Source organism: Paenarthrobacter sp. 10N417, assembly GCF_056394745.1.
On record NZ_JBFTIL010000048.1, the window covers coordinates 1 to 2,988 of the forward strand.

Consider the following 2,988-nt stretch of genomic DNA (forward strand, 5'->3'; position numbering starts at 1 on the left):
TGGAAAAGAAGAGTTATTTTTGGCCGCCTACCGAACACCGTACACACCTTCCGGCTTTCCGTTTCGCACCCGGCGACTCAGAAAACAATACACGCCCCACACCCCCAACGCAAATCCACCCCAACAACCACCCAACACAACCCCAACACCCCCCGAACACCACCCCAAAAACTGGCGACAGCCCCGCCGTCGGGCATAACTCCGCTCGTTCATCAACCTGGCCAACGTGACCACTCCCGATGACGACCGTGCGCACTGGTGGGAGGATGGGACGCATGGAACTGCACATCACAGGAGATGCCGCCGCCGATCAGCTGTTAAGTGACGATGCGTTCGCATTGCTGACCGGAATGTTGCTCGATCAACAGGTAACCATGGAGTCGGCGTTTGCCGGTCCGGAAAAGATCCGTGCGCGCCTCGGATCACTGGATCCAGGCACGATCGCAGACTACGACGCCGCAGGCTTCGTAGAGGTATTCAAAGAACGCCCTGCTGTGCATCGCTTCCCAGGCTCCATGGCCGGCAGGGTCCAAGCCCTCGCCGAAACCGTGCACCGGGATTGGAACGGAGACGCTGCAGCCATCTGGACAAGTGGCAATCCGGATGGCGCCGAAGTATTGCGCCGGCTCAAGGCCTTGCCTGGGTTCGGAGAGCAGAAGGCTAAGATCTTCCTCGCTCTCCTCGGAAAGCAATGTGGCCTTCAAGCCAACGGATGGCGGGAAGCGGCTGGGCACTACGGCGAGGAGGGTTCATACCTCTCTGTCGCGGACATCGTGGATCCAGACTCACTGGTCAAAGTTCGGGCAAGCAAACAAGCGGCCAAAGCAGCTGCGAAGGCCTCTAAGCCAACGAGCGCCTGAATACTCTGACGTCGGCAGACTAGCGATCGCGCGAGGTTCCTCACCCTTCAGCTTTTCCACATAGGTGAATTGGTGCCTGCTGCCGGATCGACCGTGCTGGAAGAGTGTTTTCCATGGACAGGTTTCGCGAGCTGCAAGCAGCCAGGGTGGCTTCCACTGTGCCTGTACCTGGGAGCGGCGATTTCACCGGCCCCGGCTTCCGTCGCTCTGACGCTGAGGAGCTGCTTGTCCGGGTGGGCGCTTTCCGCGTCGCCGCGGCCAGCAATGAGTTGATTGATCAGATTCGTGGCCTGGAGGACGTGAAGTCCGCGATCGCGGCTTTGCAGGCGCGGGCCGCGGTGGCGTTTGACCTCGCCCAGCGCCGCGAACAAGCCTCTGCCGGTGTCTCCTCCTCGGAGCTTGGCCAGGGTGTGGGTGCGCAGATCGCACTGGCCCGGCGCGAATCACCGAACAAAGGGTCCCGGCTCCTTGGGCTGGCCAAAGCACTGGTGTCGGAAATGCCGCGCACCATGGCCGCCCTGGAAACCGGACACCTGAACGAATGGCGGGCCACCCTCTTGGTGAAGGAAACAGCCTGCCTGTCCGTCGAAGACCGGGCAGCGGTCGATGAGGAACTCGCCCCCGACACCGGAACGTTCGACGGCGTCGGAGACAAAACCATCATCGCCGCCGCACGAGCCGCAGCCTACCGACGGGACCCCCGCTCCGTGACCCAACGCGCAGCCCATGCCGCGTCCGAACGGCACGTCAGCCTCCGCCCAGCCCCGGACACCATGACCATCCTCACCGCACTGCTCCCCGTCGCCCAAGGCGTCGCCGCCTACGCCGCGCTCACCCGGCACGCCGACTCCGCCCGCTCCGGCGGGGACACCCGTACCCGGGGCCAGGTCATGGCCGACACCCTGACAGAACGCCTCACCGGCACCCCGGGCGGCATCAGCGGTGTTGATGYGCAGCTCGTCATGACCGACCGGACCCTCTTCCAAGGCGACAGCGAACCAGCACGGCTTACTGGCTACGGAATTGTCCCCGCCGAATGGGCCAGAACCCTCATCGCCGGAGGCAGCAACCAGACAAACGGAGCACCCCGGGCCCTCCAAGCGGACGGGGAGTCGCGAATCAATGATCAGACTGCATCCAGCGGCGAGGCCGGGGTTGTCGGGCAACGAGAATGCATACAAGCCCAGCCGGGTCACGCATCCAAGGAGGGTGAGGGGTTCAGAGTCTTGCTCCGCCGGCTCTATACCGCACCCGCCAGTGGAGAACTGCTGGCCATGGACTCCAAAGCACGCCTCTTCCCACCCGGAATGCGGCGCTTCATCGAAACCAGGGACGACACCTGCCGCACGCCTTACTGCGACGCGCCCATCCGCCACATAGATCACATCGTCCCCTGGCACAACGGCGGTGCCACGAGCCTCGCCAACGGCGCGGGGCTCTGCGAAGCCTGTAACCACACCAAAGAAAACCCCGGCTGGAACACACAAACACTCCCCGGCGGCAGACATGAACTGGAAGTGAGCACACCCACGGGACACAGATACAAAACCACAGCCCCACCATTGCCGGGGAATGCGAATGCTCCTGAATCAACGGCCGGGACAGTCGAACGTCAACTGCGGCACCCGCAGGCCCCTGCTCGTCGTCCGGTCCAGAACACCTCGGGGCGCTCTCCTGCGTGAGGCGGCAGCGTTGCGCTGCGCCGTGCTCCTCGGTCATTCGGGGCGGGCATTGATGGGAACCGCGGGCGGTACGACTTCAAGGCTGCGGCTCAACAGATGCGGGACGCCACGGCCGACGTCTCGGCGTGATCGCGGCTACCGCTGAGCTCGGCGGCCGGGAGGGCGTGGTCCTGGGGTTGGTGGCAGCCATGAGCCCGTTGGGGTTCCTGAACAGGTTTAACGACGAAAGGCCTCCATAGTGGAGGCCTTTGTCTTGGCTTGAGCCTGGGCGCGCGTCTGGTCAAACCGGCCTTGCACCATTTGTTGGTTAAATGGGGGAAGCCCCGACCGTCGTGGTCGGGGCTTTCCCTGTTAATGATTGTCCGGCGGTGTCCTACTCTCCCACACCCTCCCGGGTGCAGTACCATCGGCGCTGTGGGTCTTAGCTTCCGGGTTCGGAATGGGAC

General features: G+C 63.6%; 2 protein-coding genes and 1 rRNA gene. 2 read left to right on the forward strand and 1 reads right to left on the reverse strand.

All coding sequences use genetic code 11. The annotated features are described in order from the left end of the window. The first annotated feature begins 266 nt into the window (after positions 1–266). Entirely contained in the window at positions 267–860 is a 594-nt protein-coding gene (locus tag AC1DCM_RS26430; protein WP_477520311.1) for an HhH-GPD-type base excision DNA repair protein, read from the forward strand. Positions 861–973: 113 nt separating this feature from the next. After that, complete coding sequence (locus tag AC1DCM_RS26435; protein ID WP_477520312.1) at positions 974–2,542, forward strand: HNH endonuclease; 1,569 nt, start codon at positions 974–976, stop codon at positions 2,540–2,542. A 360-nt stretch (positions 2,543–2,902) separates the two neighbouring features. Here AC1DCM_RS26435 and rrf read toward each other — a convergent pair. Then, a 5S ribosomal RNA gene (gene rrf, locus AC1DCM_RS26440) occupies positions 2,903–2,988 on the reverse strand; the annotation flags it as partial.